The sequence below is a fragment of the Lentzea albida genome, from assembly GCF_900111005.1.
Classification (GTDB): Bacteria; Actinomycetota; Actinomycetes; order Mycobacteriales; family Pseudonocardiaceae; genus Lentzea; species Lentzea albida.
This window is the reverse complement of sequence record NZ_FOFV01000012.1, coordinates 136,051-161,390: the sequence shown is the minus strand read 5'-3', so window position 1 is coordinate 161,390 and position 25,340 is coordinate 136,051. Positions and strand designations below refer to the sequence as shown.

At 69.8% G+C, this 25,340-nt stretch carries 29 protein-coding genes; 13 read left to right on the top strand and 16 right to left on the bottom strand.

Annotated features, from left to right (window positions below):
- Positions 1-32 precede the first annotated feature (32 nt).
- From BMY74_RS27860 to BMY74_RS27830, 7 genes are read right to left on the bottom strand one after another with little or no spacing between them, the layout of a single operon-like run.
- A complete protein-coding gene (locus tag BMY74_RS27860) occupies positions 33-2,327 on the bottom strand; it encodes an ATP-binding cassette domain-containing protein (RefSeq protein ID WP_089921323.1) in 2,295 nt (764 codons plus the stop codon).
- Between the two features lie 51 nt (positions 2,328-2,378).
- Positions 2,379-3,263, bottom strand: a complete 885-nt coding sequence (locus BMY74_RS27855; protein WP_089921321.1) for an alpha/beta hydrolase — start codon at positions 3,261-3,263, stop codon at positions 2,379-2,381.
- Positions 3,260-4,078: a carbohydrate ABC transporter permease gene (locus BMY74_RS27850; protein WP_089921319.1), complete on the bottom strand. Its 819-nt coding sequence runs from the start codon at positions 4,076-4,078 to the stop codon at positions 3,260-3,262. Before BMY74_RS27850 ends, BMY74_RS27855 begins: the two co-directional genes overlap by 4 nt.
- Positions 4,068-4,955: a carbohydrate ABC transporter permease gene (locus BMY74_RS27845; RefSeq protein ID WP_245786395.1), complete on the bottom strand. Its 888-nt coding sequence runs from the start codon at positions 4,953-4,955 to the stop codon at positions 4,068-4,070. The genes BMY74_RS27850 and BMY74_RS27845 overlap by 11 nt, the downstream gene beginning before the upstream one ends.
- Positions 4,952-6,145 carry an ABC transporter substrate-binding protein gene (locus BMY74_RS27840; RefSeq protein ID WP_089921315.1) on the bottom strand — a complete coding sequence of 398 codons (1,194 nt, stop codon included), beginning with the start codon at positions 6,143-6,145 and terminating at the stop codon, positions 4,952-4,954. The genes BMY74_RS27845 and BMY74_RS27840 overlap by 4 nt, the downstream gene beginning before the upstream one ends.
- A 16-nt stretch (positions 6,146-6,161) precedes the next feature.
- Positions 6,162-7,757 carry an FAD-dependent oxidoreductase gene (locus BMY74_RS27835; protein ID WP_245786394.1) on the bottom strand — a complete coding sequence of 532 codons (1,596 nt, stop codon included), beginning with the start codon at positions 7,755-7,757 and terminating at the stop codon, positions 6,162-6,164.
- Between the two features lie 14 nt (positions 7,758-7,771).
- Entirely contained in the window at positions 7,772-8,770 is a 999-nt protein-coding gene (locus tag BMY74_RS27830) for a LacI family DNA-binding transcriptional regulator (protein WP_089921496.1), read from the bottom strand.
- Between the two features lie 135 nt (positions 8,771-8,905).
- Between BMY74_RS27830 and BMY74_RS27825 the strand changes: the two genes are divergently transcribed.
- The 3 genes from BMY74_RS27825 (at position 8,906) to BMY74_RS27820 (ending at position 11,952) form a co-directional block, all read left to right on the top strand.
- A complete protein-coding gene (locus tag BMY74_RS27825; protein WP_089921311.1) occupies positions 8,906-10,684 on the top strand; it encodes a hypothetical protein in 1,779 nt (592 codons plus the stop codon).
- A 157-nt stretch (positions 10,685-10,841) separates the two neighbouring features.
- Entirely contained in the window at positions 10,842-11,018 is a 177-nt protein-coding gene (locus BMY74_RS45240; protein WP_177229953.1) for a hypothetical protein, read from the top strand.
- A gap of 79 nt (positions 11,019-11,097) precedes the next feature.
- Positions 11,098-11,952, top strand: coding sequence for a mechanosensitive ion channel family protein (locus tag BMY74_RS27820; RefSeq protein WP_089921309.1), 855 nt, complete (start codon positions 11,098-11,100; stop codon positions 11,950-11,952).
- A 46-nt stretch (positions 11,953-11,998) separates the two neighbouring features.
- On the opposite strand, the gene BMY74_RS27815 is transcribed toward BMY74_RS27820, so the two are convergent.
- On the bottom strand, positions 11,999-12,355 hold the full coding sequence (locus BMY74_RS27815) for a DUF6401 family natural product biosynthesis protein (RefSeq protein WP_089921495.1): 357 nt from the start codon (positions 12,353-12,355) through the stop codon (positions 11,999-12,001).
- 123 nt (positions 12,356-12,478) lie between these two features.
- Between BMY74_RS27815 and BMY74_RS27810 the strand changes: the two genes are divergently transcribed.
- The 4 genes from BMY74_RS27810 to BMY74_RS27795 are packed head-to-tail and all read left to right on the top strand — an operon-like array spanning position 12,479 to position 14,066.
- Positions 12,479-12,814 carry a hypothetical protein gene (locus BMY74_RS27810; RefSeq protein WP_089921307.1) on the top strand — a complete coding sequence of 112 codons (336 nt, stop codon included), beginning with the start codon at positions 12,479-12,481 and terminating at the stop codon, positions 12,812-12,814.
- A 57-nt stretch (positions 12,815-12,871) separates the two neighbouring features.
- Positions 12,872-13,060, top strand: coding sequence for a DUF3072 domain-containing protein (locus BMY74_RS27805; RefSeq protein ID WP_089921306.1), 189 nt, complete (start codon positions 12,872-12,874; stop codon positions 13,058-13,060).
- 43 nt (positions 13,061-13,103) lie between these two features.
- Positions 13,104-13,562: a general stress protein gene (locus BMY74_RS27800; protein ID WP_089921305.1), complete on the top strand. Its 459-nt coding sequence runs from the start codon at positions 13,104-13,106 to the stop codon at positions 13,560-13,562.
- A 3-nt stretch (positions 13,563-13,565) separates the two neighbouring features.
- Entirely contained in the window at positions 13,566-14,066 is a 501-nt protein-coding gene (locus BMY74_RS27795; protein WP_089921304.1) for an MSMEG_6728 family protein, read from the top strand.
- Here BMY74_RS27795 and BMY74_RS27790 read toward each other — a convergent pair.
- Positions 14,000-14,917 (bottom strand): sensor histidine kinase, encoded by a 918-nt coding sequence (locus BMY74_RS27790; protein ID WP_089921303.1) that lies wholly within the window; start codon positions 14,915-14,917, stop codon positions 14,000-14,002. The genes BMY74_RS27795 and BMY74_RS27790 overlap by 67 nt on opposite strands.
- Before the next feature lie 168 nt (positions 14,918-15,085).
- On the opposite strand from BMY74_RS27790, the gene BMY74_RS45235 reads away from it, so the two are divergent.
- Positions 15,086-15,448, top strand: a complete 363-nt coding sequence (locus BMY74_RS45235; RefSeq protein WP_177229952.1) for an STAS domain-containing protein — start codon at positions 15,086-15,088, stop codon at positions 15,446-15,448.
- A gap of 98 nt (positions 15,449-15,546) precedes the next feature.
- On the opposite strand, the gene BMY74_RS27780 is transcribed toward BMY74_RS45235, so the two are convergent.
- From BMY74_RS27780 to BMY74_RS44345, 5 genes are read right to left on the bottom strand one after another with little or no spacing between them, the layout of a single operon-like run.
- Complete coding sequence (locus BMY74_RS27780) at positions 15,547-15,918, bottom strand: VOC family protein (RefSeq protein ID WP_089921299.1); 372 nt, start codon at positions 15,916-15,918, stop codon at positions 15,547-15,549.
- Positions 15,919-15,940: 22 nt separating this feature from the next.
- A complete protein-coding gene (locus BMY74_RS27775; RefSeq protein WP_089921297.1) occupies positions 15,941-16,336 on the bottom strand; it encodes a hypothetical protein in 396 nt (131 codons plus the stop codon).
- An 11-nt stretch (positions 16,337-16,347) separates the two neighbouring features.
- Positions 16,348-16,770: a hypothetical protein gene (locus tag BMY74_RS27770; RefSeq protein ID WP_089921294.1), complete on the bottom strand. Its 423-nt coding sequence runs from the start codon at positions 16,768-16,770 to the stop codon at positions 16,348-16,350.
- A 39-nt stretch (positions 16,771-16,809) separates the two neighbouring features.
- Entirely contained in the window at positions 16,810-17,343 is a 534-nt protein-coding gene (locus tag BMY74_RS27765; protein WP_143091726.1) for a DUF305 domain-containing protein, read from the bottom strand.
- A complete protein-coding gene (locus BMY74_RS44345) occupies positions 17,343-18,197 on the bottom strand; it encodes a lytic polysaccharide monooxygenase auxiliary activity family 9 protein (protein WP_143091725.1) in 855 nt (284 codons plus the stop codon). The genes BMY74_RS27765 and BMY74_RS44345 overlap by 1 nt, the downstream gene beginning before the upstream one ends.
- A gap of 217 nt (positions 18,198-18,414) precedes the next feature.
- Here BMY74_RS44345 and BMY74_RS27755 point away from each other — a divergent pair, with 217 nt between their 5' ends.
- Positions 18,415-18,741 (top strand): VOC family protein, encoded by a 327-nt coding sequence (locus BMY74_RS27755; protein ID WP_177229961.1) that lies wholly within the window; start codon positions 18,415-18,417, stop codon positions 18,739-18,741.
- 24 nt (positions 18,742-18,765) lie between these two features.
- The gene (locus tag BMY74_RS27750; protein WP_089921290.1) at positions 18,766-19,011 is read left to right on the top strand and encodes a DUF2630 family protein; all 246 of its coding nucleotides are present in this window, start codon (positions 18,766-18,768) and stop codon (positions 19,009-19,011) included.
- A 1-nt stretch (position 19,012) separates the two neighbouring features.
- Here BMY74_RS27750 and BMY74_RS27745 read toward each other — a convergent pair whose 3' ends face one another.
- Complete coding sequence (locus tag BMY74_RS27745; protein WP_089921493.1) at positions 19,013-19,438, bottom strand: GtrA family protein; 426 nt, start codon at positions 19,436-19,438, stop codon at positions 19,013-19,015.
- A gap of 141 nt (positions 19,439-19,579) precedes the next feature.
- Positions 19,580-20,500 (bottom strand): AraC family transcriptional regulator, encoded by a 921-nt coding sequence (locus BMY74_RS46315; RefSeq protein ID WP_245786392.1) that lies wholly within the window; start codon positions 20,498-20,500, stop codon positions 19,580-19,582.
- Positions 20,501-20,570: 70 nt separating this feature from the next.
- Here BMY74_RS46315 and BMY74_RS27735 point away from each other — a divergent pair, with 70 nt between their 5' ends.
- The 3 genes from BMY74_RS27735 to BMY74_RS27725 all read left to right on the top strand — a co-directional run bounded on the left by BMY74_RS27735 (position 20,571) and on the right by BMY74_RS27725 (position 25,295).
- Positions 20,571-21,155, top strand: coding sequence for a class I SAM-dependent methyltransferase (locus tag BMY74_RS27735; protein ID WP_089921284.1), 585 nt, complete (start codon positions 20,571-20,573; stop codon positions 21,153-21,155).
- A gap of 125 nt (positions 21,156-21,280) precedes the next feature.
- Positions 21,281-23,251, top strand: a complete 1,971-nt coding sequence (locus BMY74_RS27730) for a WD40 repeat domain-containing serine/threonine protein kinase (RefSeq protein ID WP_177229951.1) — start codon at positions 21,281-21,283, stop codon at positions 23,249-23,251.
- Positions 23,252-23,681: 430 nt separating this feature from the next.
- A complete protein-coding gene (locus tag BMY74_RS27725; RefSeq protein ID WP_089921282.1) occupies positions 23,682-25,295 on the top strand; it encodes a purine-cytosine permease family protein in 1,614 nt (537 codons plus the stop codon).
- Positions 25,296-25,340: the final 45 nt, after the last annotated feature.

The window sequence follows — 25,340 nt, the reverse complement described above, 5'->3', positions numbered from 1 at the left end:
GAAACGCGGCCAGGGCCGCGTTTCCTGCTTTTTCAGCCCTTCACGTACGTCTTCAGGTGCTGCGCGGTCAGCGTCTCGCTCGACGCGATCAGGTCGTGCGGCGTGCCGGTGAACACGACCTTGCCGCCGTCCGACCCGGCGCCGGGGCCCATGTCGATGATCCAGTCGGCGTGGGCCATCACGGCCTGGTGGTGCTCGATGACGACGACGGTGTTCCCGTTGTCCACCAACCGGTCCAGCAGTCCGAGCAGCTGGTCGACGTCCGCGAGGTGCAGGCCCGTCGTCGGCTCGTCGAGCACGTAGACCGAGCCCTTGTCGGTCATGTTGATCGCGAGCTTGAGGCGCTGGCGCTCACCGCCGGACAGCGTGTTGAGCGGCTGGCCGAGCCCGAGGTAGCCGAGGCCGACGTCGACGAGCCTGCCCAGGATCGCCTTCGTGGGGCCGTCGGTGAAGAACTCGGCGGCTTCGGCGATGGGCATGGCCAGCACCTCGGCGATGTTCTTGCCGTTGAGCTTGTACCCCAGCACCTTCGGCGTGTAGCGCTTGCCGTCGCACTCCTCGCACACCGTGGCGACGCCGGCCATCATGGCGAGGTCGGTGTAGATCAGGCCGATGCCCTTGCAGTTCGGGCAGGCGCCGTCGGAGTTCGCGCTGAAGAGCGAGTCCTTGACGTTGTTGGCCTTGGCGAACGACTTGCGGATCGAGTCGAGCATGCCGGTGTAGGTGGCCGGGTTCGAGCGCTTCGAACCGCGGATGGGGGACTGGTCGACCTTGACCACCTCGGGCAGCGACCCGAGCGAGCCGTGGATCAGCGACGACTTGCCGGAGCCCGCCACGCCGGTGACGACGGTGAGCACGCCGAGCGGTACGTCGACGCTGACGTTCTTGAGGTTGTGCAGCTTGGCGCCCTTGACGCTGATCTGGCCCTTGGGCGTGCGGACCTGGTCGCGCAGGCCGACCTTGTGGTCGAGGTGGTCACCGGTGAGCGTGCCGGACCTGCGCAGGCCCGCCAGGTCACCGGCGTAGCAGAGCTCGCCGCCGTTGACGCCCGCGCCGGGCCCGAGGTCGACGACGTGGTCGGCGATCGCGATGGCCTCGGGCTTGTGCTCGACGACGAGCACGGTGTTGCCCTTGTCCCGCAACATCAGCAGCAGGTTGTTCATCCGCTCGATGTCGTGCGGGTGCAGGCCGGTGGTCGGCTCGTCGAACACGTAGGTTACGTCGGACAGTGCGGATCCCAGGTGCCGCACCATCTTCACCCGCTGCGCCTCACCGCCGGACAGCGTGCCGGACTCGCGGTCGAGGCTGAGGTAGCCGAGGCCGATCTCGACGAGCGAGTCGAGGGTGCCGAGCAGGTTCGCGAGCAGCGGTGCGACCTCGGAGTTGGTGACCTTGCGCAGGAACTCGGCCAGGTCGCTGATCTGCATCGCGCACAGCTGGGCGATGTTCTTGCCCTTGATCTTGCAGTCGAGCGCGGCCTTGTTCAGCCGGGTGCCCTCGCAGGAGTTGCACGTCGTGAACGTCATCGCGCGATCCATCCACGCCCGCACGTGCGGCTGGACGGTGTCGCGCTCCTTGCCCGCGTAGATCCGGTGGAACTTGACCAGCAGGCCCTCGTACTTGAAGTTGAACTTGTCCCGCTTGAGCATCTCCGCCGGGGCGTGGAGGAAGAGCTCCCACTCCTTCTTGGTGAAGTTCTTGAGCTTCTTGTCCATGTCGAAGAACTCCGACATGTTGTAGGTCTGCCAGTACTGCGAGCGCGGGTGGAAGTTCGGGATCGTGATGGCGCCCTCGTTGAGCGACTTCTCGACGTCGTACATCTCGTTCATGTCGAGCCCGCGGGCGCTGCCCATGCCCTCGCACTCGGGGCACATGCCCTCGGTCGAGTTGAAGCTGAACGCCGCGGACGTGCCGATGTGCGGCTTGCCGAGGCGGCTGAACACGATCCGCAGCATCGTGTAGGCGTCGGTCGCGGTGCCGACGGTCGACCGCGAGTTGGAGCCCATCCGCTCCTGGTCGACGATGATGGCGGCGCTGAGGTTGCGCAGCTCGTCGACGTCCGGCCGGCCCAGGTTCGGCATCATGGCCTGCAGGAACGCGGTGTAGGTCTCGTTGATGAGCCGCTGCGACTCGGCGGCGATGGTGCCGAACACGAGTGACGACTTCCCCGAGCCGGACACACCGGTGAACACGGTGAGGCGGCGCTTGGGGATGTCCAGCGAGACGTTTCGCAGGTTGTTCTCCCGCGCGCCCCGCACCTCGATCACGTCGTGGCTGTCGGCGGCGAACGTGTCAGGTCCTGGTTGTGCTTTGCGATCACGGCCCATCGCACGAGGGTCCCGTGCGCTGATCGAATGACGCTTGAGCCGCGATAGGGCCTAATGCAGCAGGCGGCGCAGCCATTCGATTCGCGCCGACCTGGCACGCCGCGACAGCGCGGCGTCCGGAACGAGCTGGTCGAAGCCGTGACAACCGCCCGGCCAGACGTGCAGTTCGGCGTCCCCGCCGGCACGCCAGATCCGGGAGGCGTACTCGACGGCCTCGTCGCGGAACACGTCCACCGAGCCGACGTCCACGTAGGTGGGAGGCAGGCCGGACAGGTGTGTGGCCCGTGCGGGAGCGGCGTACGGGGACACGTCCGGTCCTCCGCGCGACTCGCCGAGCAGCGCGGTCCAGCCGGTGAGGTTCGACGACCGCACCCAGGTGGTACCGCTGAGGAACTGGTGGCTGGAAGGCGTTTCGCACCGGTCGTCGAGCATGGGGCACATCAGCAGCTGGCCCCGGACGGACGGTCCGCCGCGGTCGCGGGCCATCAGCGTCACCGCCGCCGCCAGCCCGCCACCCGCGGACGTGCCCGCGACGACCGGGGAGCCGAAGGCGCGGTGCACCCACTCCAGCGTCCGGTAGCAGTCCTGCACGGGCGCCGGGTGCGGGTGTTCGGGCGCCAGCCGGTATTCGGGCGAGACCAGCGTAACGCCCGCCTCCGACACCCACTCGGCGAGTACGTGCAGGTCGGAGCGCCGGGTGCCCGCGACCATCCCGCCGCCGTGCACGTGCAGGACGGGCGGCCCTGACGAGCCCGCCGGACGCAGCACGAGCACGGGCACACCGTCCGCGTCCTCCTCGGTGAACGTCACCGTGCCGCCGCGGGTCAGTTCGGCGTCGGTGACGACCCGGCCGGCCGCCCGCCTCGCCGGGATGCCGGCCGCGGTCAGCGGGGGCCGGGAGAGGTCCACCGCCGCCGCGATCTCGGGATCGATCACCCCTTCACGCCCGTGTGCGCCAGACCCTCGATGAACTGCCGCTGCGCCAGCACGAACACGATCAGGATCGGCACGGCGGTCATCGTCGCCGCCGCCAGCTGGACGTTCCACATCGGACCGCCGTAGATGTCGACGAACTGCGTCAACGCCTGCGGCAGCGTAAACATGTCCGGAGTGGACAGGTACACGATCGGCTCCAGGTAGAGGTTCCACGAGTGCAGGAACGTGAAGATCGCTACCGCGCCCAGCGCCGGACGGGACAGCGGCAGGGCGATCCGGTAGAAGATGCCCGCACGTCCCAGGCCGTCCATGCGGGCGGCCTCCTCCAGTTCCGGCGGCAGCGCGATGAAGAACTGGCGCATGATGAAGATCGCCAGCACGCACGGTGCGCCGAAGATCGGCACGATGATCAACGGCCAGTGCGTGTTCGTCAGGCCCAGCGACTGGAACATCTGGAACAGCGGCACGATCGTCACCTCGCTCGGGATGAGCAGGCCGGTCAGCACCACCACGAACAGCACGTTCTGGCCGGGGAACCGGATGCGCGCGAACGCGTAGCCCGCGAGCGCCGCGACGGCCATCGTGCCGATCGTGACGACCACCGCGATGTAGAGGCTGTTCCAGTACTGCTGCCCGAACGGCTGCATCCTGAACACCGTCTCGTAGGTGGAGAACGTCCACTCGGACGGCAGCAGCGACTCGGAGAAGATCTCGCTGATCGGCTTCATCGACGAGGTGACCATCCACCACGTCGGGAACACGAACGGCACGCACAGCAGGCACAACAGGCCGTACAGCCAGACCTTACGACTCATGGAGCACCCACTTCCGGCGCATCTGCCACTGCAGCAGCGTCAGCGCGGCGACGATGACGAAGAGCAGCACCGAGATCGTCGCGCCGTAGCCGAAGTGGTGGAACTGGAACGCCTGCTGGTACAGGTAGTAGATCAACACGGTCGTGGACGTGCCCGGACCGCCCTGGGTGAGCACCGCGATCTGCGCGAACACCTGCAGCGAGCCGACGATCGTGATGATCGACGTGAGCAGGATCGTCGGGCTGATCAACGGGATCGTGATCCGCCGGAACCGGGTCCACGCCCCGGCACCGTCGATCTTCGCCGCCTCGTACAGCGGGGCCGGAACCCCCTGCAGCGCGGCGAGGAACAGCACCATGTTCAGGCCGACGTTCTTGATGACCTGCACGACGATCACCGACACCATGGCCGTGGTGTCGCCGCGCAGCCAGTTCGGGCCGTCGATGCCGAAGAACCCGAGCAGCCCGTTCACGCTGCCCTCGGGCTGGAGCATGAGCTGCCAGACCAGGGTCCAGGCCACCAGCGACACCAGCACGGGGGAGAAGAACAACGTGCGGAACAACGTGGTGCCGCGCAGCTTCTGGTTGAGCAGCACCGCGAGCAGCAGCGCCAGCGACAGGTTCAGCACCACCAGCCCGGCGGCGAACCAGGCCGTGGCGACGAGCGAGTCGCGCAGCTTCTCGTCGCCCAGCAGTTGCTGGTAGTTCTCGATGCCGATGAACTCGAACGTGCCGCCGAGCACGTTCCACTCGTTGAGGCTGTACCAGCCGACCATGCCCAACGGGATGAGCACGAACGCGAGGCTGCCGAGCAGAGCAGGCGCGACGAACAGGTACCCGACCAGGTTGTCGCGCCTGCGATACGTCCAGAACGTCACGAGCGCTCCAGCAACGGCTTGATCTTCGCGCACACGCCGTCGAGCACCTGCGAGACGTTCGCGTCCGGCTTCCACAACGGGTCGAGGGCCGCGCGGATCGTCTGGTTCAGCTCCTCCTGGCCCTGGTGGCTCGGCTTCACCACACCCTTGCTGATGCCGTCGATCACGACCGACTGCAGCTGCTCCGGCTTGATCAGCGGGTTGCTCTTGGCCAGGGTGTCGGCGTTGAGCAGCGACTGGCGCACCGGCGGGAAGAACTGGGCGAGCTTCGCGGAGTTGGCCGCGTTGGTGAAGAAGCCGAGGAAGTCCGCGGCGGCCTCGGCGTTCTTCGAGCGCTTGAGCACGCCGACGCCGGCCTGGCCGATCACCGCGTAGTCGCCCTTGGGACCCTGGGGCAGCGGCAGCAGCGTCCAGCCGAACTTGGCGTCCTTGAGCGCACCGGCCCGCGAGATCTGGCTGACGGCCATGGCCGCGTCCCCCGCGAAGAAGTCGACCGTCGTGCCGGGGCCGGGGATCGCCTTGTCCGTGAAGATCGCCTTGTGGACGAACGTCATGGCGTCCTTCATCTCCTGGCTCGAGAACCCGCACTGCCTGCCGTCCTCGCTCCACGCGCTGGCGCCCCAGCCCCGCCAGATCGCCGACAGCACGGCCCAGTTCTGGTACTTGAAGTCCGGCAGCACGAGGTTCTTGCCGGCCGACGCCGCCACGGCCTGCTCCCAGGTCGCCGGCAGGTCCTTCACCAGGTCGGTGTTGACGAACAGCCCGAACGGCGAGGTGGAGAACGGGTAGGCGTACAGCTCGCCGTCCTTCTCCCACAGCTTGGTCGCGGACGGCACGAGCTCGTCGGCCTTCTCGACCTTGGCCTTGATCGGGGCGAGGGCACCGGACGAGACGAAGTCCGGCGCCGACTCCTCCAGGATCCACGCCAGGTCAGGGGCGTTGCCGCCGGCGATCTGGGTGGTGAGGGTGGTGGTGTAGCCGTCGGCCGGGATCGAGTCGAACTTGATCTCGGTGACGTCCGGGTGCGACGCCTTGTACTCGGACGCGATCTCGTTGAGCAGCTTGAGATGCGCCTCATTGGCGGTCCACACGGTCATGCGCAGCGTCTTGGGGCCGGACTGCGCGGACGATCCACTGCACGCCGTCAGGGCGACGAGGGCGGTGCAGATCAACGCTAGAAGCCTGGACATCGTTGTCTCCCTAGGCCTAGTAACCGGACACGTCCGGCCAGCGGAGCTCGACCCCGTCGCGGTCCAGCCGGTGCTGGAAGTCCGCGAGCAGGGCGGGGGTGTTGCGCACCGCGCGAGGGGTGACTCGGTGCGCCAGGCAGAAGTCCGCGAGCGCGCCCGCGACCTCGCCGACGTTCCACTCGACCGGGTGCAGCCGGTGGGAACCGTTGGTGATGTGGGTGGTGCCGATGTTCTTGCCCGCGGGGAGCAGGTTCTCGACGCGCTGGGGGATGAGCGCGCCGAGCGGGATCTCGAACGGGCAGCTCGCGACGTCGAGGTAGTTGTCGCCACCGGTCGAGGGGTGCAGGTCGATGCGGTACATGCCGACACCCACGGCGTCGGCGTGCTGCACGGCGCCCTTGTCACCGCGCACGGCGAGCGACAGGTCCTGCTCGACGATCGTGTACTCGGTCCTCATCCGCCGCGACTCGCGGATGTAGGGCGCCTGGGCCAGCCCGTCCGCGCTGCCCGTGACGTCGCCGCGCAACCGCAGGCCGGGGAAGCCCGTGCCGCCGTCCGGGCGCGGTGCCTCGGTCTGCAGCCAGTACAGAACCGACTTCGAGAGCTCACGGGCCGCCGCGATGTGCGCTTGCGCGTCCGGGACGTCGATGACCGGCGACTCGAAGTAGTCGATCATCGGCCAGTTGACCAGGCAGATGTCGCTGTCGTAGGCGCCCTCGACGAAGTTGCGGCGCGCGGCGATGCGGCGGAACGTCCACAGGTTGCTGTCGCCCGCGCTGAGCCGCTGGTCGGACAGCACGCTCAACGGGTCGTCGTCCGGGTTCGGGGTGAACGTGCGCTCGGCGATGTTGAGCGTGCGCGGGTCGGGGGAGCGGAACGACAGCATCCGGTCGCCCCAGTAGTCCGGCTGGTACTCGCGCCAGAAGTCGTAGCGCGCGGGCTTGTCGATCGTGTGGTCGCCGTCGACGTGGTCGATCGCGAAGCACACCGACATCGCCTGCATGTTCGCGGGCTGGGCGGTTTCCGGTGCGCTGGGCTCACCGGTGTCCAGTGTGGACTCGAAACCCGTCACGTACTCGGTGCCGGACAACGGCAGCAGCTCGCCGGTCTCGGTGGCGTCGAGGATGTACGGCGCGGCCAGCTCGACCTCGGAGCCGTGGTGCTCGACGGTGACCGACACGATCCGGTCGCCATCGGTGCGCGCGGAGACCGGCCTGGCGGGCTGCAGGACGGTGAGCCTGCCGCTGCCGCGGTACGGCGCGAGCATCTCGTCGATCACGGCCACGGCGACGCGGGGCTCGTGGCACAGGCGGCTGACGTTGCCCGCGCCGGGGTTGAGCTCGCGCCACGCCCGCGCCCTCGGGGTCAGCGGGTAGTTGCGGCGGTAGTGGTCGCGGATGCCGTCGCGCAACGCCCGGTAGCTGGCCGTGACGCCGAAGCGCTCGACCCAGCTGTGCTCGTCCGGCGGCACGGCCTGGCTGGTGAGCTGCCCGCCGAGCCATTCGAACTCCTCGGTGAGCACCACCCGGCGGCCGGCGCGCAGCAGCGCGAGGGCCGCGGCGACGCCGCCGAGTCCGCCGCCCACGACGACGACATCTGTGTTGTGCGACAACAGGTTCCTCCAGATCAACGGCGGGGCGCGCCGAGGGTGGTGCCTTCGACGAACTCGCAGGCCAGCAGCTCCCGCGGGGTGGTGCCTCGCTCCAGCACCTCGGTCAGCGCCTGCACCGCCCGCCGCCCCATCTCGCGGCGGGGGATGCGGAAGCCGGTGAGCGCCACGTCGTCCGGCGCGGGCCGGGTGGCGGCGCCGAGCATGAGCACGGACAGGTCGCCGGGGACCGACAGGCCGCGCTCGCGGGCGGCGAGCACGAGCGCGGCACCGTCCGAAACCTCTTCGGAGAGCACGGCCGTGATGCCCGCGTCCCTCAGCCGCTCGAGCCCGGCGAACGGCAGGTGCGTTCCCCGAACCCCGTGCGCCGCAACGGCTTGCTTGAAACCGCGCAGCCTGTCGGCCGACGACTCCGCACCCGTTCCGGCGCCCACGTAGGCGAACTCGCGGTGGCCCAGCGCGACCGCGCGGTCCACCAGGTCCCGCACGGCCGAGACGTAGTCGGCGCCGACGTGCGGCACCGGGCCGCCCGCGTCGTCGCGCCGGCCGATCGACACGAACGGGATGCCCTCGCTCACGAGTTGGGCCAGGTCGTCGCGGTCGACGGAACGACCGAGCAGCAAGCACCCGTCGGCCAGCCGGATCCTGCTGTCGTCGCTGAAGATCCGCCGCTTCCCACCCGCCTTGGCGCTCGTGAACAGCAGCAGGTCGCACCCGACCTCCTCCGCCTGCTCCTCGATGCCCTCGAGGAACGGCTGGTAGAAGTCGGCGCGGGTGCTCGGGAAGACGGCCTCGTAGGTGAAGACGCCGAGGATGCGGTTGCGCTGGTCGTGCAGTCTGCGGGCGATCGGGTTCGCGACGTAGCCCGTCCTGCGGATGACCTCCAGCACCCGCGCACGGGTCTCCGGCGCGATCCGGACGCCACCGTCGGTCCGGTTGTTGAGCACCAGCGACACCGTGGCCTGGCTGACGCCGGCCATCCGGGCGATGTCCTGCTGGGTGAGCCTCTTGGCCATGACCACCTGCCAATTCGAATTGGCACGGAGTCTGCGACAGCACCCGTGCCGCCGTCAACCCTGTAATAATTCGAATTAGCATCTTGACGGGCCGCCACCGCGGGAGCGAGGGTGCTCCGCCAAGGAGGTAGGCCCGTGAACGCATTCAGCCGTCGCAGCCTGATCACCGGTGCGACCGCGGCAGGACTGCTCGCCGCGCTGCCCACCGGAGCGCTCGCCCTGCCGGCGCCCCCGCCCGTCACCCCGGACCGCCGCGCCTTCGCGCCTGACGAGCAACGGTTCGCGTCGTACCTGACGGCCGTCGCACCGATGGTCGCCGACATGGACTCGACCGGCTTCTTCGGCGGTGGCTGGTGGCGCAACCCGAACGCGTCGTACAACGCCCGCGTCCAGGAGCACGTCTACACGCTGGCCTGGTTCGCGACGCAGTCCCGCGCGTGGAACCCGTACCGCGGCGACGCCGGGGTGGTCGCCGCCCTGGACGCCGGGCTCGGCCACTACCTGGGTCTCCAGCACGCCGACGGCTCCTGGCCCGAGTACTCGCGCGACCAGCACTCGCTGGCCGCGACCGGGTTCGCGATGGGCTACCTGAGCAAGACCAACGCGCTGCTCCGGCGCGCCGGCACGCTGCCGTCGCGGCGGGCGCAGATCTCCGCGGCGCTGCGCAGGGCGATGACGTGGTTCCTCGACGGCTCCAACGGCGTGGTCTGGCAGTCGCCCCTCACCTGGGCGAACCAGACGACGTCCGGACTCGCCGGTGCCGCGCTCGCGTTGCGGCAGGACCCGGACGCGCAACTGAGCCGCCGGCTGACCGAGGCGTTCGCCCGCCTGGCGCAGGTGGGCCAGAGCCCCGCCGGCTTCTTCCACGAGGAGTCCGGCGCGGACACCAACTACAACTTCGAGGTCATGCTGCCGGAGCTCGCCGACGCGTGGCGGCAGTCGGGCGACCCGAACCTCGTCGCGATGACGAGGAAGTACACCGACTGGCTCGGCTACAACCTGCTGCGCGAGCCCGACGGTTCCGGCTGGTTCGCGAACATCGCCACGAACTCGCGCACGTCGTCCCGGTTCTACGCCGACGTGCGGCCCGACCCCGAACGGACCGCGCTCAACGCCCAGTTCGTCTCCGAGGTGCCGGACCTCGCCGCGTTCGTGTCGAGTCGCGAGGACCTGGCCGCCGCGCGCACCGCCTGGGCCGCCTCGCCGGCGCCGGTGCCCGCGCTGGTCAAGCAGGACACGTCACCGCGGATCCTCGCGCACGCGATCTACGGCGAGCGCTACCCGAGCCGTGCGCAACGGACGGCGGCGATCGCGCGGTTGCCTTACAAGCGCGCGCACTTCACCGAACGCCGCAGCGACCAGGGGCAGGACTTCCTGTTCGTCCGCCGGCCGCAGTGGTACGTCGGCGGCTACTTCGGCACGCGGCGCGCGACCTCGTTGGCGCGCACCGGTTTGACGTTCCTGTGGCACCCGGTGGCGGGGACGCTCGTGCAGTCGGTGAACAACAACAACCACGCGTGCTGGGGCACGGTGTTCCCCGGTCAGGTGGTCGACTCGAACGGGCCGCAGCAGGCGGAGTTCCTCGGGGGAGAGCCCTACCGGTTCCGCTACCGCACGGCGTCCGGCTCGGTGGTGACCGAGGTGACCGTCGGCGACCGGATCGTGCGCTCGGTGCGCGCGCAGTCCGCCGCGACCGAGCAGATCCCCTTGGTGGTAAGGGATTCCGACACGCTCGCACTGGACTCGCGCGGCTTGACGCTCACCCGCGGCAGGACGGTGGTCCGGTTCGACTGGGGGCGGCCGCTCGAGCCGCGGCTCCGGACGGCGTCGTCGATCACCTACCCCGGCCGCCGGATGGAGATCCTCACCGTGCCGCACGACGGGGACCTCACGCTCGTGGTCACGGCGCGTTAGTCCACAGAGGACGGACGGTTTCACTCTTATGTCGCAACGGCGGCACGCATGTTCTCGCAGGTCGCGGGGTATTCGATGATCCCAAACCCCAGGTCCCCCGTCCGGGTGGAATGACCGGACGCGTGCGGCCTCCGCGCGGTCGTGAGGAGTGGTTGTCATGGCACACCTGCGTCGTCTCGTCGACGTTCGAACCGGTGACGAGTTCGATCAGCCTGTTCCCTTCGGCCTCGTCTACCCGGTGTGCAACGCGGACGGTTCCGCGCCACCCAGCCAGCGCGGCCGCACGTGGGAGCACCTGGTCGCCTGCGACCGCGAGCTGCGACAGGTCTCGTGAAATCCGTGTGAAGGGACACTCGATCGGGTACTGCCTGATCGGGTGACCCGGCCGGGCGCCCGTGCGAAGGGAGCTCGACATGGACTTCGGACAAGGGCTGACCGACGCCTGGCGGGCGGTCGCCACGTTCGTGCCGAAGCTCGCGGCGTTCCTGCTGATCCTGCTGGTCGGCTGGTTCGTCGCGAAGGCGGTGGCGAAGCTGGTCGACAAGGTGCTCGAACGGGTCGGGTTCGACCGGCTCGTCGAGCGCGGCGGCATCCGCCAGATGCTCGCCCACAGCAAGTACGACGCCTCTGACCTCATCGCGAAGCTCGTCTACTACGCGCTGCTGCTCATCACGCTGCAGATCGCGTTCGGCGTCTGGGGCCCGAACCCGGTCTCGGACCTGCTGACCGGCATCGTCGCGTGGCTGCCGAGGGCCGCGGTCGCGATCATCATCGTCGTCGTGGCGGGCGCGGTCGCCAACGCCGTGAGGGACTTCATCGGCGGTGCGCTCGGCGGTCTCTCCTACGGCCGGGTGCTCGCCAACATCGCGTCGATCTTCATCTGGGCGCTCGGCATCATCGCCGCGCTGAACCAGATCGGTGTCGCCACCACGGTCACCACCCCGGTGCTGATCGCCGTGCTCGCGACAGTCGGCGGCATCCTCGTCGTCGGCGTGGGCGGTGGCCTCGTCCGGCCGATGCAGCAGCGCTGGGAGCGCTGGCTCGGACGCGCGGAGCAGGAGCTGCCGCAAGCACAGGCCCAGGCGCAGGCGTACCAGCGCGGCCGTGAGGACGCCTCGCGGGTCGGTGCCGGACCGGTCGCGCAGGAGCCGGCCACCGTGCAGGAGCCGGTGACCGCGCCGGTGCCGGTGGCGAGCCAGACGCCGACCGGCCCGCAGGTACCTGCGGACGACCCGGTGCTCGGCACGCGGAGGCCAGAGGAACGCTGAACCCCTGTTTCACGACGAGGCGCATCCCACGGGGTGCGCCTCGTTCTCATGTGAGCTCAGGAAGTGCGTGCACGTCGTCGGTCAGCGGCTTCACGTCGTGCAGGTGCGCCAGCCGGCACACCGCCATGAGCCGGACGCCGAGCCACGACGTCGGCGTCCAGTCGCCGTCCACGACGTCCTCCAGCAGACCGCGCCCGTACGCCGCCAGGAGCACGACCGCGCCCACCGTGCCGGCGCCCTCGACGCCCAGCAGCAGGATGTCGCGCACCGCCGCGGCGTGCTGGTCCACCTCGGCGGCGAGCGCCGGGGTCACCGCGAGCGCCGCCCACCCGGCCATCCCGATCCGGCCGGACAGCTCGGAGATCCACTGCCGCGCGTTCTTCTCGCGCCAGGTCGCACGCATGCCCGTCACCGTAGCCGGGGCCGGTGAAGTGCCGGTTTCGGGGCGCTCGAACCGGGTACTCGGGCCCGAATGCGTCAAGCAGTCGGCGCTGACACCCCTCGGCTGTGAAGGCGGGAGCTGACCGTGACCACCGAACTCGACCCCGCGTCGTTGCAACACCTGCGCACCACCGCGGTGCAGAAGCTCGACAACGCCGTCTGCACCGCGCTCGCCAACGTCGAGGGTGATGCCGCGCGCAGAGGTATCAAGGAGGCGCTGGCGGCGTGCACGGAAGCGGGTGCCGTCGTGTCTCCGCAGGTCCTGGGGTGTGTCACGGCCGCGGACGAGCACCTGCGCTACAACGAGCGGATGGAGGCGCGGATGCTGCTGACCGTCGCCCACCGCCTGCTGTCCCGCGTGCGGCCGCCGATGGTCGTGCCCGGTCCGTCCACTCCGGGGGACGTCGTCCTCGGCCGATGATTGGCCCGCCGTCACCCCGGGTATCTCGAACGGGCGTTCGAGTGAAAGGGGACGGATGTGAACCGCACGCCGGAGAAGGACCCGCAGGACTGGACGACGGGCGACGAGCCCATGACCGGTCCGCAGGAGTCGTACCTGAGCACCCTCGCCCAGGAAGCGGGCGAGGAGGTGCCGGCCGAGCTCACCAAGGTCGAGGCGTCCCAGCTGATCGACCGGCTCCAGGAGAAGACGGGCCGCGGCACCTGATCGAGTTCCGTTTGCTCTGCGTGATCGCGGGTAGCCGGACGAAGTGGACATCAAGCACGAAGAAGTGACCCAGACCGAGTCGTCGCTGCTGGCCAGCTTCCCGGACTACCTCGGTGCCCAGCAGCTCGTGGACCGGATGTCGGACGACGGCTTCCCGGTCGAGAGCGTGCGGATCATCGGCGACGGTGTCCGGACGGTCGAGCAGGTGACGGGGCGTTTGACGCGGGGCCGCGCCGCACTGGCGGGCGCGGCCAGCGGCGCCTGGTTCGGTGTGTTCATCGGGCTGCTGTTCGGGCTCTTCACGACGGGTACCGCCTGGGTGTGGTTCGTGCTCATCAGCCTCGTGGTCGGTGCCTTCTGGGGCGCCGTCTTCGGGTTCGTCGCGCACTGGAGCACGCGTGGCCGCCGTGACTTCGCGAGCGTCATGACGCTGCAGGCGAAGCGCTACGAGGTGCACGTCGACCGGGCGCGGGCCGCCGAGGCAGCGAAGTACGTGCTCTGACCCATGCAGACCTTCTTACCGTACCCGGACTTCGCCGCTTCAGCCCGCGTGCTGGACCGGAGCCGGCTCGGCAAGCAACGGGTCGAGACCATCCAGGTCCAGCGCGGGCTGGTGGTGCCCGGCTACGGCTGGCGCCACCACCCCGCCGTCAAGATGTGGACGGGCCACGAGGAAGCGCTCGTGCGGTACGGCCTCGACGTCTGCGCGGAATGGCGTCTGCTGGGGTTCACCGACTCGTGCGAGGCGACGATGCGCGCCGACCTCGCCCGCGCCAGGGGCATCACGGTCGTGCGCACGCAGGACGAACTGGCCGCCGCGGGGGAGCTCCCCGGCTGGCTGGGTGATCAGGACCTGCACCTCAGCCACCAGTCCGCGCTGGTGCGCAAGGACCCCGAGCACTACCGCCGGTTCTTCCCGGACGTGCCGGACGACCTGCCCTACGTCTGGCCGCCGACGCTCACCCGCACGGTGAACCCGTCGGCCTCGCGTCCCATGGACACGTAGTCGCACGTGCGGTGCAGGATCCACAGCCCGAGCCCGGCGGACAGCGTCTCGGTGGTCGGCACCAGACCCGCCAGCGGGTCGGACGGCCCCTGGCCGCGATCGGTCACCGCCACCAGCACCCGCGCGCCGTCCGCCCACAGCCGGAACCGGACCGGCGCGACGCCGTGCGTGAGCCCGTTCGTGACGACCTCGCTGGCCGCGTAGACGACGTCGTGCGCCTCGTCCTCGGACAGGTCCATCCCGTCGATGGCCGCTCCCACGGCCTCGCGCACCGCGCCCGCGGTCGGGTCGACGAGCTCCACTCGCGGAACGCCCCGCTCGAGCACGTCCGGAACCGGCGCCGACGCGGCCAGGCCCTCGCGGTAACCGGGGTTGACCTCGTGCGTACCGGGCGAGGTGGCGATGTTCGGGTGCGTGCGGACCACGTCGGCCAGCACCTCGGCCGGGGTCGTCCTGGTGTCGTACGGGCACAGCCCCCACACCGGGAACTCGGCGTACGCCTGGTTCACCGCGGCCTCGTACCGCGCCCACCAGTCCCAGCACGCGCCCACGCCGGGATGCGGCACGTCCCCGACGACGCGCATCTGCCGCGCGCCGTCCTCGGTGTGCTCGCGGAAGAGGTCGCGGAAGGCCACGATCGACTCGGACGGCCGGGAGTACTGGTTCGCACTCGGCCGGTACAGCACGGCGGCGTCGCCCAGCGCGGCGCGCAGCAGTGCGGTGTTCCACTCCGAGCACGCGACCACCGACGGCTCCCCTGCGCGCAGGCCGTCCTCGAGGAACGGGACGGCGTGAGCGAGGAAGTCGTCGTCGGAGCCGTAAAAGGCGGTCTCGTGGAAGAAACCGGTCACGACAACGCATGCTACGCGCGCTTTCCCCAGGCCATCCCCGGGAACCGGCACTTCGCGAACGTTCGGGACCGTCGCGCCGCGCCGACCGGTGCACTGCGCTACGGTCGTCGAGGGTTGAACAGCCAGCCCTTCTGGCGGCCGATCGTGCCGTCAGCTGGAGGATGCCGCGTGCCCACCGACGGTCGAGTTCCCTTCCACACCGCCCGCGAGAGCGTGGGCGCCGCCGTCCTCGTGCACATCGCCGGCGAGATAGACCATTCCACAGCCCCTGAGCTGGCCGAATGCCTCGGCGAGGCGGTCAGGGCCGTCACCGCCCCCGCACCCGTCGTGGTCGACCTGACCGCGGTGCGGTTCCTCGGTGCCCAGGGCATCGGCCTGCTGCTCGACCACCAGGACCACTGCCTGAGCCGGGGCAGCGAGTTCGTGGTGGTCGCGAACACGGCGGCGGTGCTGCGGCCGCTGCGGGCCCTGGAGCTCACGACCATGTTGGGCGTCCGGCCGTCGGTGCCGGACGCGATGGCGCGTCTCTAGTGGTGTGGCGCAGGAGGCTGCCGGGGGGAACGCGCGGTCAGACCGGTGCCGCGAGGCGCCCTGCTGGGTGCGCATCACCTCGTGAAGCTCCTGCGCCACTAGCCGCGTTCGGACGCGCTGCGCAGCACGCAGAACTCGTTGCCCTCGGGATCGGCCAGGACCGCCCAGCCGGTCCCGTCGGGGTTGCGGTGGTCGCCGACGAACGTCGCGCCGAGCCCGAGCAGCCGCTCGACCTCCTCGTCGCGCGTCGTGTCCGGGCGCAGGCAGAGGTGCAGGCGGTTCTTGACGGTCTTGGGTTCCGGCACCTGGTTGAAGAACAGCACCGGGCCCTCGGCCATCAGCACCTCGGTCTCGTGGTCGCCCGGCTTGTCGTCGGGGTGCATCGGGCGACCCGTCACCCTGCTCCAGAACAGGGCCAGCTCGTAGGCGTTCGCGCAGTCGATCGCGACGTTCTGCAGCACCGATGTCATGCGCGCCAGCGTATTCGGCCCGCTAGAGCATCGGAGGCATCAGCCGGTAGCTCTCGGAGTAGTAGTCGCCGGTGCGCGTGCGGGAGCCCTCGTGGTCGTCCGCGTCGTACTCGGGCGCGTTCTTGATCTGCTCCTTGGTGCGGTCGACGTGGACCTTGCGTTCGGCGTGGTCCACGTGGCGCACGGTGCCGACCGGGAGCACGACCTTGCGGCCGAAGATCCACGGTCCGGTGTCGACCATCAGGCAGTCGTGGGGCACCTTCGCGTTGTCCTCGTCGACCTTGCCGATGCCGCCGTCGGTGGCCTCGACCTCGTAACCGATCAGGCCGGTGTCGGGACGGTCGTCGAGGTCCTGCCGCGGTTCCCCGGTCCAGGAGGGGTCGCGCCAGACCCACGGGATGAACGGGATCGGTTGCACGTCCGCCTCCTTCAGTCGTTGCGGGTGACGCCGTCGACGACGAGCGACAGGCCGATGCCGAGCATCCAGACGTCCTTGGCGAGGCCGATGCCCTGCTCGGTCGGCCAGATGCTGCCTTCCCGTCGCATGCCGGGCGTCTTGGCGTAGAGGCCGAGCAGTGCGCCGGCGAACCCGGTGAGGACGGCGCCCGCGACGGCCGCCGGCACGACGGGCAGCAGCAGCGCCGCACCCGTCGCGATCTCGCCGGCGGCCAGCAGCTTGGCGAACCTGCGGGCGTCGATCCCGCGCAGCACCGGGTACGTGCTCGACGCCCAGCCGTGCAGCTGTTCGGCCGTCTCCTGGTCGGCGCCGCGCTTGCCGAGTCCTGAGTGGAGCACGAACGCACCGGTGACGACGCGGGCGGGCAGTTGCCGCAGCAACGAGCGGCTGACCATGTCCTGACCTCCTCGGTGGCTGGGGCCACCGAGTACCCGCTAGACCTTGCCGAGGAACGTCTTCATCATCGCGATCTGGGCGGTGCGGGACTTGTCGATCCGGTCGGCCAGGGCCTTGACCTCCTGGTTCGCGCCGCTGCCCGTCTCCCACCGCGCCATCTGGACGGCGTCGTCCTGGTGGGCGATCATCACGTTGAGCAGGCGCTGGTCGAACTCCGCGCCGCGCAGCGCGGACAGGCGCCCTACCTCCTCGGGATCGGACTCCCGCATGCCGCCGTGACCCGCGTGGGAGTCCGGCGGTGCCGTCAGGGGCTCGCCCCACGACGTCAGCCAGTTCCTCATCGTCTCGGCCTCGGTCGCCTGGGTCTGCTCGATCGCGGCCGCCAGCATGCGCAGGTCCTCGTTCCGCGCGCGGTCCTTCGCGAGGGCGACCATCTCCACCCCCTGCTGGTGGTGGGGGAGCATCATCTGCAGGAACATCACGTCCAGCGGATCACCGCGCAACACGGCGTCCGGCTGCGTGGTGGCGCAGCCGGACACCATGAAGGCGAGCACCAGCAAGAAGAACCGCATCAGAGGCGTCGCCACAGGGCGGGCGTGTTCGGCGGTTCCCAGCCGGCGAGGGCGGTGTGCGCGAGCTGGCACTCGTAGTTCACGCCGCCGTAGGTGACGCGGTTGCCGACCGAGTACGTCGTGCCCGCGGCCCACGTGCCACCGGCCGGCGGGGGAGTCGTCGTGGTGGTCGTGGTCGGCGGGGGCGTGGTGGTCGTCGTGGTCGGGGGCGGCGTGCTGCCGCCGCCGAAGTCGACGTCCGAGCACGTGTAGAACGCCTCGTTGCTGCCGACCACGCGCTGCCAGATCGAGTAGATGATGTGACGGCCCGAGCGGCCCGGCAGGTTGAGCGTCCAGTTCGTGAACGTGGACGGGTTCTGGTTGTTGAACGTCTGCAGGTGCACGAGGTCCGACCAGCGCAGCGGCATGGTCGGGTTCCAGCCGTCCCTGGTGATGTAGAACTCGAAGTTGCTGTTCGAGTGCGGTGCCGACGCGTGGTAGGTCACGGTCAGCGGCCCGGCCGAGACGCGCTTGGCGGGCCAGTCGGCGCGCTGCAGGTCGAGCCCGCGGTACTTGTCGCGGCCCGCGCTGCACAGCTTGCCGTCGGGGATGAGCTGGCGGTGGCGCCCGCCCGCTTCGAGCAGCGACACCTCGTTCCAGTCGTAGTAGGCCTGCGTGCCACCCGCGGCCACAGCCGCCTTGCACGCGTCGGACTTCGGGGTCTCCGGACCCTCGTTCTTGCACGTGTACACCCGGCTCGCCGGATCGGACATCGTGCCGTGGGCGATCGCGGGCGTCGTGGGGACGAGGAACGCGACGACCACCGCGGCGGTGGACGTGAGGCTCGCTAGGGCAAGCCGAGTGCGTGTCTTCACTGCGCCTCCTGGCAGGCGGAGGTGGCGACCGCTTCCGCAGGGGGAGGTGGTCGCGTGACGTGTCGGCGGCCCTGTTCACAAGCGTAAACAAGTGGTTGAACCATTTCATGCGACCAATCGGACGAATCACCCGCCGTACCGATGAGTGCCGGTCGCGCGGCCGGTCCACCCCGGCAGGACGAACGGAAGGTGGACGGGTGTGGACCTGCACAGCGTGATGTGTGTGAGCGACCTGGCGAAGGCGCTGGAGTGGTACGGGGTGTTCTTCGGTCGCACGGCGGACGAGGTCATCGGCGAGGAACACCTGTGGCGGGTGGGGGAGAACGCGTACGTCGTCCTCGACGCCCGCGACGTGCGGGCGGCGCGCGTGGGCGGCTCGATGCTCACGTTCGGGGTTGCGATGAGCGAGTTCGACGGGGCGTTGGATCGGCTCGCGGCGCACGGCGTGGGTCACGGGCCCGTCGAGACGTACTCGAACGGCGTGCGGCACGTCGAGGTGCTCGACCCGGACGGCAACAGCCTCTCGCTGGCCGCGCTGCCGTGAGGGGATGGCCGTAGAGTCGGGCAGATGAGTGACGAGAACGTGCTGGGCCGCATCGGCGAACTGGTCGAAGAGGAGCACAAGCTCCGTCAGCAGCTCGCCTCCGGCGAGATCTCCACGGAAGAGGAGCACGCCCGCCTGCGGTCGCTCGAGGAGGCCCTCGACCAGTGCTGGGACCTGTTGCGGCGCCGCCGGTCGGCGCGGTCGCAGGGCGAGGACGCCGAGGACGTGCCGGCGCGTTCGGTCGGCGAGGTCGAGGGCTACCTGCAGTAGGTCAGGCCTTGGTGTCGCGGAAGACGACCCACCGCATGACGCTGTACATGAACGCGGCCTCGCACGCGCCCGCGGCGATCCGCGACAGGTGGTACTGCAGGCCGAGTTCGGTCAGCGCGCTGCCGACGCCGAGGATGAACGCCAGGTAGTTGATCGTGATGGCGACGGCGTAGAGCCCCGCCTGCGGGCCGACGGGCGCGTGCGAGCGGAAGTTCAGCGCCCGGTTGAGGACGAAGCTCAGTCCGAAGGCGAGCACGTAGGCGATCGTGAACGCGAGCGGCACCGGCAGGCCCAGACCGCTGCGGAACGCCGTGAGCAGCAGCAGGTCGACGCCGAACGTGAACCCGTTGATCAGTGCGAACCCGAGGAAGCTCGGCGCGACCACGCGGGACAGGCGCCCCGGCAGCCACCCCACCACGACCTCCATCAGGTCGTGGAACCTCGCGCCGAGGTCTCTTCCGTTGTCGCTCAAGGTGGGCGTCCCGCCGGTCATGGTCACGACAGTGCCACGGTCGGCAGGGACGAAAACGACGAAAGACCTGGTGGGCTCCAGGCCGTTCGCAGGAGTTCAGCGGGTGTTCAGGTGGTTGAACCTCCGCCAACGGGTGGGGCTCATCCCGTGCAGCTTGCCGAACGTCCGCGCGAAGTAGCCGGCGTCGGTGATGCCGACCCGCCGGCCGATGTCGCCGACCGGCAGGTCCGTCACGGCGAGCAGGCGGCGCGCCTGGACCATCCTGCGTTCGGTGATCCACTCCTGCACCGTGCGGCCGGTCCGCCTGCGCACCGTCGAGGTCAGGTGGCCGGGGGAGATGCTGACCGCGGCGGCGACCTCGCGCAGCGACAGCGGTTCGGCGTAGCGCCGCTCGATCACGTCGAACACCTCGGCCAGCAGCGGTTCCGCGTTCTCGCGCAGGTCGCCGACGACGTCCGCGGCCATCCTCGACACCCCGACCAGCAGCAGCGTGAGGTGCGCGGACACGGCCTCGCGGTAGCCGTCGCGGCGGTGCTGGAGCTCGTCGTGCAGCGCCTCGATGCGCGAGGTCCACCCCGGCCGTTGCTTCGGCGGGACCTTGAGCCGCAACGCCCCGGTGGCGCCGCCGTGGACGAACGGGAACAGCAGCGGGTGGGTGCGCCACGCGAGGTGCGTGCCCGGCGTGTCCCTGCCGAGCGCGTCCGCGGTGAAGAAGACGCCCCAGCCGTGCGCGCCGAGCAGGTCGTCGCTGCGGGTCCTGCCCATCACGTCGCCGGGCGCGATGACGAACAGGTCGCCCGCCTCGACCTCCCTGGCCCGCCTGCCGTGCCGGACCACGCCGCCCGCCGTGCCGAAGTAGGCGATGCCGGGGAAGTCGTGCGAGTGGGCCTCGTGCGCACCGTCGAAGTCCGCGCCGTGGCCCAGCCGGAGCGCCACGACGGGCATTTCGCCGGGGGCGGGCCGCCAGGCGTACCGGGCGGGCTCGTCGCCCTGCAGGGCCGTTCGCTGGGTTCGCACCGTCAAATCGTCCCATTCGAAGCGTGGATCGACACAGAAATCCAGGCTTTGCCGAGGACACAATCGGTTCATGACCGAAAAATCGTCCCAGGAGCGCGACTACCTGCCCGGCATGGGCAAGCACTACCTGATGCCGTTCTACGACGTGCTGCACCGCGTCTCCGGTCTCGCCGCCGTGCACGACGACATGGTCGGGCTGGCCGGTCTCCGTGCCGGACAGCGCGTGCTCGACGTCGGCTGCGGCACCGGGAACCTGTTGCGGGCGGCGGGGAAGCGGCACCGGGACGTCGAGCTGACCGGGGTGGATCCCGACCTGAAGATGCTGGCGCGCGCGGAGGGCAAGCTGCGCAGGGCGGGACTGCCGGCGAGGCTCGACAGGGGGTTCGCGCAGGAGCTCGCGTTCGCCGACGACTCGTTCGACGCGGTCTTCTCCAGCCTGATGCTGCACCACCTCGACGGCCCGTCGAAGGGGGAGATGCTGGCGGAGGTCCGGCGGGTCCTGAAACCGGGAGGGGTGCTCGTGCTCGCCGACATCGCGCACCACGGTCACGTCACCGAGGGGATCGCCGCGGCGGGGTTCACCCTGGAGCCGACCCGGACCCGGAAGCTGCGGATGTTCGGCGAGGTCGGGATCGAGGTCGCGAAGGTCCACTAGGGACAGGTCCATTGTCGACCGATTGAGCGGGCACGATGTTGCTTTGCTACCAAGCGAATTGAATTCGTCAACGAACTTGCCGAAGCCGTGCGGGTGAGAGCGCGCTCCCCTCTATGCTGCGCGCCGTGACAGATGCGACGGGAAGTCTGGTGGCGCAGCGCTACCGGCTCGTTCAGGTGATCGGCACCGGCGGCATGGGCCGGGTGTGGCTCGGCCGTGACGAGGTCATCGGCCGTGAGGTGGCCATCAAGGAGCTGCTGCTGCCCGCCGGGCTCGACGCGCAGCAGCGGGCGTTGCTGTGCCAGCGCGCCATGCGCGAGGCGCAGCTCGCCGGCCAGCTCAACCACCCCGGCATCGTCACCGTGCACGACGTCGTCGAGTACAACGGCACCCCGATGATCGTCATGGAGTTCGTCCGCGGCGGGTCGCTGTCCGACGCGATCAAGGCCCAGGGCGCGCTGCCCCCGGACCAGGTCGCCTACGTCGCCACGTCGATGCTGAGCGCGCTGCGCGTGGCGCACCAGGCCGGCATCGTGCACCGCGATCTCAAGCCCGCCAACGTGTTGCTGTCCGGCGACCGCGTGGTGATCACCGACTTCGGCATCGCCCGGCTCACCGGCGACGTCCCGCTCACCACGGACGGCTCGATCGTCGGCACCCCGGCCTACATGGCGCCCGAGCAGGGCACCGGCGCGCCGATCACGCCCGCGACAGACCTGTGGTCGCTCGGCGCCACCCTGTACGCCGCCGTCGAGGGCAGGCCGCCGTACCAGGGCCAGGACTTCATGACGACCCTGTCGATGCTGCTCACCCAGGACCCGCCGCCCCCGCAGCGCGCGGGGCACCTCGCGTCGCTGCTGGGCGCGTTGCTGCGCAAGAACCCCGCCGAACGCGCCACCGTCGACCAGGCCCTCGCGATGCTGGCCGGCGCACCCGTCGTGCTGCCGGTGGTGGCCAAGCCCGGCGTCCGCAGGCGCACGGCACTGCTCGCGGGCGTCGGCGCCGTCGTGGCCGTCGGCGGCGGCACGGCCTGGTGGCTCAGCTCGAAGAACGACACCAGCGGTGACGGGGCCCAGCTGCCGTCCACCGGTGACAACAAGGCGGCGGCGAACAAGGAGGGCGGCTCCGAGCAGTCGACCACGTCGTCGGTGGCCGAGCCGGGAAGCCCGGAGGAGTTCACCGAGCACGTCCAGCTGGTCGACCACAAGGCGTCGGTGTCGTCGGTCGCGTGGAGCCCGGACGGCAAGATCCTCGCCAGCGCCGAGGACGGCCTGGGCGACGGCGGCGCGCTCGTCCGCATCTGGGACACGACGACGAACAAGCTCATCGGCACCGTCCAGAACCCGGACGGCCCCGGCGGCGCCTCGGCGTGCGCGGTCGCGATCAGCCCGGACGGCAAGGTCCTCGCCGCGGGCGGCAACCGCACCGGCGACTTCACCACGTACCTGTGGAACATCGCCGACCGCTCGATGATCGGCGGCCTCGACGACAGCCGGTCCATCATGAAGACCCTGTGCTTCCACCCGGACGGCAAGACCCTCGTCGGCGTCACCCACACCGGTCGCCTGCTGGTCTGGGACGTCGCGACCCGCAAGGTCAAGATCGGCCTGACCGAGGCCCGCGGCAGCAGCGAGCTGTCGTTCACCCCGGACGGCAAGCTGCTGGCCTACGCGGGCACCAAGTACCAGGAGATCAGGATCGTCGACCCGGCCACCGGCAAGACGGTCAAGACCATCAACGACTCCACCGGCGACGGCGGCTCGTTCTCGCCCGACGGCAAGACCCTGGCCGTTGTCGACGGCGACGGCGAGAACAGCATGCAGCTCTGGGACGTGGAGTCCGGGCAGAGCAAGGCGGTCTTCCCGCGCGCCGACGACGACCTCACGCTGTCGAGCGCCCTTTTCCACCCCGACGGCAAGACGGTCGCGGCGTGGGGTCAGGGCAACTTCGTCCAGCTGTGGGACGTGAAGTCGAAGAAGATCCGCGCCACCGTGATCGGTTCGGGCGGGCAGATCCAGACGGTGGCGTTCTCGCCCGACGGCAAGCGGATCGCGGCGGGCGGCGACGACAAGACCGTGCGGATCTGGAAGATCTAGCGGCGTGACGCGGAACTAGGGCGTGTGTCGAAGTCCGATCCGCGACAGCCGGGCCCGAGGCGGCCCCTGGCGGCACGGCCGAAACGCCCACGTACAACACCGGTACGCGGCCGTCCCGGCCGCACCACCAGGAACCACCTCAAGCGCGACTCTCATCGAACCGGACTTCGACACACGCCCTAGAGGCCTTCGAGCTCGAACACGTCGATCCCGTGGCGTTCCAGCGTGTCCGCGAACGCCTCGATCACGTGTGCTCGGCGGGCACCTGGTGGTCGGTCAGCAGGACGACGACCTTGCGCGCCCAGTCGTCGTCGAGCCTGCGCTGCTTCGCGAAGGTCACAAGGTCGTCCACAGCTGGTGAACATAGCGTCATCGTCCCGACACAAACGGCGTTATCGCAGGAAACGACGGCTTCGTAGCGTCGAACTCCATGACCCTTGAAGAGGTTGTGGAGCGCTCGCCGGCCCCCGCGGCGTCCAAGGAGACGCTCGAGGACTACACGCTGAGGTTCGCCCCGCGGACGTACCGGCGCTGGACACCCGCGGTGGTCGGGGCGTCCGCGCTGGGCGGCATCGCCTACATGGCGGACTTCTCGATCGGTGCGGGCATCGCCCTCACCCACGGCACCGGGAACGCGTTGCTGGCCATCGGGTTCGCCGCGATCGTCATCTTCGTGACCGGCTTCCCGCTGGCCTACTACGCGGCCCGGTACAACATCGACCTCGACCTGATCACGCGTGGATCGGGCTTCGGCTACTACGGCTCGGTGATCACCAGCGTGATCTTCGCGAGCTTCACGTTCATCTTCTTCGCGCTCGAGGGCTCGATCATGGCCCAGGGTCTGCGGTACGCGCTGGGACTGCCGCTGTGGCTCGGCTACCTCGTGTCGACGCTGGTGATCATCCCGTTGGTGATCTACGGGATGAAGGTGCTGGCGAAGCTGCAGAGCTGGACGAACCCGTTGTGGCTGCTGCTGATGGTGGCGCCGCTGCTGTTCCTGGTGATCGCGGAGCCGTCGTCGGTGAGCCGCTGGCTCGCGTACGGTGACAGCGGGGTGAACCTCGCGGCGGTCATGCTCGGCGCGGGCGTCTGCCTGTCGTTGATGGCGCAGATCGGCGAGCAGATCGACTACCTGCGGTTCATGCCGCCGCGCACCGCGCAGAACCGCCGCGCGTGGTGGACGTCGATGGTCCTCGCCGGGCCGGGGTGGGTCGTGTTCGGCGCGCTGAAGCAGGCGATCGGCGCGTTCATGGCGATCTACGTGCTCGACGCCGTCGGCAAGATCGCGGCGGTGGAGCCGATCGAGCAGTTCACCGGCGTGTTCCGGCAGTTCATGCCGGCGTGGCTGGTCGTGCCGCTGGCCCTGGTGCTCGTGGTGCTGAGCCAGGTGAAGATCAACGTCACGAACGCCTACTCGGGGTCGCTGGCGTGGACGAACTCCTTCACCCGCGTGACGAGGCACTACCCAGGACGACTCGTGTTCGTGCTGGTCAACCTCGCGATCGCGCTCGTGCTGATGGAAGCGAACATGTTCAGCTTCCTCAACAACCTGCTGAGCTTCTACTCCAACTGCGCGATGGCGTGGGTCGTCACGGTCGCCGCGGACATCGCCATCAACAAGTACCTGCTCAAGCTGTCGCCCAAGCAGCCGGAGTTCCGCCGCGGCATGCTGTTCGCCGTCAACCCGGTGGGCGTCGGGTCGTTCCTCGCCTCGTCGATCCTGTCCATCTCGGTCTACTTCGGACTGTTCGGCGCGGCGATCCAGCCGTACTCGCCGCTGGTCGCGGTCGGGATCCCGATCGTGCTGACGCCGCTGCTCGCGATCGTCACGCGCGGCCGGTTCTACCTGCGCCGCACCGACGACGGCATCGCCGAGCCGATCCTCGACGAGGACGGCAACCCGAGCGGCACGCGGTACGACTGCGTGGTGTGCGGCGAGTCCTACGAGCGGCCGGACGTGGTGGCGAGCGCGCAGGGCGGCGAGATCTGCTCGTTGTGCCTGAGCACCGACCGTGAGGGGCGCCACGTGCTGCCGGCGACCTGACCGGCGTGGCTGCGCGGGCGAGGTCCGTCCTGATCAGACAGACTG